This window comes from Microvirga tunisiensis, from assembly GCF_009296175.1.
GTDB lineage: Bacteria > Pseudomonadota > Alphaproteobacteria > Rhizobiales > Beijerinckiaceae > Microvirga > Microvirga tunisiensis.
The window spans coordinates 1-2,809 of the sequence record NZ_VOSK01000561.1; the positions used below are offsets into that span (position 1 = coordinate 1).

Below are 2,809 nucleotides of genomic sequence, written 5' to 3' on the forward strand. Positions count from 1 at the left end.
GAGAGGACAATCCCGTTGACGGTGGAAGCCACCTGGCTCAATCTGATGCTAACGCCGATCCAGCAAATCGGCGTGCTGAGATCTGCTGGCTCATGGCCGCTGCTGCTTCCCCACATAGGACGTTGTCAACATGAATGCTGCGTGGTCTGCCTTGTGCTGGCCAAGGAACATTGCTGTCTAACTCAGGTAGCAGTTCTGCCTTTGGTGCGACCGCCCTCGTAAGACAGAGAGCGATTGACAGGCGAGAGGGCACCTCAAAGCTGACGTAGTAACCGGCCACCATCCGCGTCGCGATATCGATTGCAAGGGTCACCCAAGGTCGGCGAATGGGTTTGCGCTCGAAACTGTCGACAAGGATAATGTCCGCGGGCGTATGGTCGATCTGCATGACATTGAGCGGAAGGTCAGCCCGATTCGTGCCCGGCACGGGTCCAAACTTTTGACGTGCCGCCCTTGCGCCCTCTCGCGCCTTCATGACCTCGCGCTCATCCATCGCATCAAGCCGTCGCTGAATGGTTCGCCGTGTCGGCGCTTGCCAACTGCGTTCACCACAGGCAATGCGGATCTCCAACACAACCCGCGACAAGCTCGGACGCTCCCGCCTCAGGAAATAGCGGCGAAGATGCTCTTCGATAAGCTCTTCGACCGCGCTGGATATCACCGTGGTGCCGGCGCGGCGGCCGCGCTTCTGCGGCACCAACGCACTGGTCCGCCCGCCTTCCTCGGCAAGGCGCCGTATCCAACGCCAGACCGTCGCCCTACTGACACCGAGCTCCCAAACCGCATCGCGAATGCCGGCTTCCAGACTGCCTGTGCCCGCAAGATATACCTGAACAAGCGGACGCAGGACGGCAGCCCTCCGCAACGCTTCGACGCCAGCCGTCTCTGTCAGGTCCCGTTCCATCTCCATCGCAGCCAGCTACACGCCCCTGGAAGCTCTGTCTCACTTTTAGGGAGGAAAATTTCCCTTTTAAAGGCAAAATCTCACATTTAGCGGCAAAGGACCACCATTGATTTTGTTGAATTCCTCATCTCGCCTTTAGGGGCAAAGCGACAATCGGCTTGACGACGCTGTTCGGGTTCGTGGTCAGGAACGAATACAGCAGGTGTTCCCCTTTGATCGGATCAGCCTTTGTTCCCCGCCCTCCCTTGCAAGGCCGCCAGATGTCCGGGTCGCCGCGATCAAGCTGATGCCGTTCCGCCTGCTACGGATGGAGAGACCTTCACCGGCACGGTGCAGCCCTCCTGGGCGGCGCTTCAGCAAATCCGAGCTGCATTGGACCAAAGCCTCAGGAGAATTCCACATGTAACGCGATATCCGTTTGCAGATCGCCCCCTGGGCGGTAGGCTAGAGCCGTCGAACCATCATGGGGTCTGATCAATGGATCGCGATAGACAGCAGGCACGTGAACAAGACACGTTAGGTCACGATGGCGGCGGGGCCACAGGATTCACTGACTTGCCGAGTGGCGCACTAAGCGAAGTGGCGAAACGCTTAACCACCGACGACCCGGTTGAAACAGCAAAGAACCTCGGGAACTTTAAACGCGTTGGCCGCTCAGCACGAGCGGCGCTTAAGACAAGCCCCTCAGCAGGAGAGGCGGTTGAGACAAGCCCCGCTGGGGCATTTGACGCGCGGCTCGAACGGCTCGGCACTTCAGCCGAGGCTTTATACAGAGCAGCAATACCTGATAATGGCTTTCCGGAAGCTAATCTAGAGGATCATAGATTACTAGCCGAACGCTTTCGCGCTATCGGGCCAATACTTCAATTTCAATCTGCTGCGAGGAAAACTGCCACCGTCGATCACATTCTCAACTTGCCCGAGACAGACTTGCAAGCTGATGCGATCAACAGCATGGCGAAGCACCTAAGTGATCTTGACCATGTAAATAGAACACGCCTTGTTGAGCGAGCGATTGAAATATTTAAGCAGGATGGCCCAGCAAATTTGGAGACTCGCATCACTGCTACCCTGACCCTTGTAAGCGGACATAACCACTTGAACTACGGCCAAAAAGCGCAAGTTCTCGATGCAATCATAGGTCGTCACGACCTGGCTGAGCTCTATACCGGTATCTCGGAACATGTGGCGCCCTGGGAGAATGCGACGTCTCGCTCTACATTTGGGCATGCGGTAGAGTCGCAAAGTTCACATTTGGACAAGAGCATCGAGGCGATTAGCGATTCCGCCACTAAGCTGGAAGCAGACCGCGCAATCAGTCCGCCTCCGCCTCGGCACCTGGATGCGATTCACCAGGTCGGGAAGTCCATCAACAAAGCCTACAATAGCGCGCGAGCGGAATTGATGGCTTCCGACAGAGAGAGAGACGGCCACGGTCGATGAACTTCATTCAAAACGTGATCGTTCCGGGTGCCACGCATGCATTTACGCAATGCAGCGTGTTCCTTCGGTATGCATTCAGGCATGTGGACATTCAGTTGACCTGAGGGATTCCCGCTCTGGCAGAAATTTGATTCAAGGTTGGGGAACCAGGAGGTCCGCCTTGAATCGTTTGGTGCTCAAGGATGAGCAGTGGAGGTGTTGTCATGTCTGGATGGCGCCCGTTTGGCAATGTGATTGTTGATGATGCTTGGGCCTAGCGGGGCGGGTGCAGTCATGTCTCCGGCCTGTAAGCGCGGTGCTTCATGACCGCAGGCCCTGATGTTTTACGCTGAACCGGGACTGCCGGATATTTTGTGCGGCGGCCTGTTTTCGTCACTGACTGACGAACCGCTCACCGAAGACGACGGCGAACTGGGTCTTGGCCTCGAGCCATTCGCGCGGCGGCCGTTTCCAGTCCGCGGC

2 protein-coding genes are annotated in these 2,809 nt (G+C 57.1%); one reads left to right on the forward strand and one right to left on the reverse strand.

The window, feature by feature from the left end:
- Nucleotides 1-37: 37 nt before the first annotated feature.
- The gene (locus FS320_RS41255) at nt 38-904 is read right to left on the reverse strand and encodes a DNA-binding domain-containing protein (RefSeq protein WP_202882961.1); all 867 of its coding nucleotides are present in this window, start codon (nt 902-904) and stop codon (nt 38-40) included.
- Nucleotides 905-1,381: 477 nt separating this feature from the next.
- Between FS320_RS41255 and FS320_RS41260 the strand changes: the two genes are divergently transcribed.
- Nucleotides 1,382-2,347: a hypothetical protein gene (locus FS320_RS41260; protein ID WP_152718367.1), complete on the forward strand. Its 966-nt coding sequence runs from the start codon at nt 1,382-1,384 to the stop codon at nt 2,345-2,347.
- Nucleotides 2,348-2,809: the final 462 nt, after the last annotated feature.

Coding starts and splice junctions, on each gene's coding strand:
- FS320_RS41260 (WP_152718367.1), top strand. CDS start 1,382: ATGGATCGCGATAGACAGCAGGCACGTGAACAAGACACGTTAGGTCAC.
- FS320_RS41255 (WP_202882961.1), bottom strand. CDS start 904: ATGGAACGGGACCTGACAGAGACGGCTGGCGTCGAAGCGTTGCGGAGG.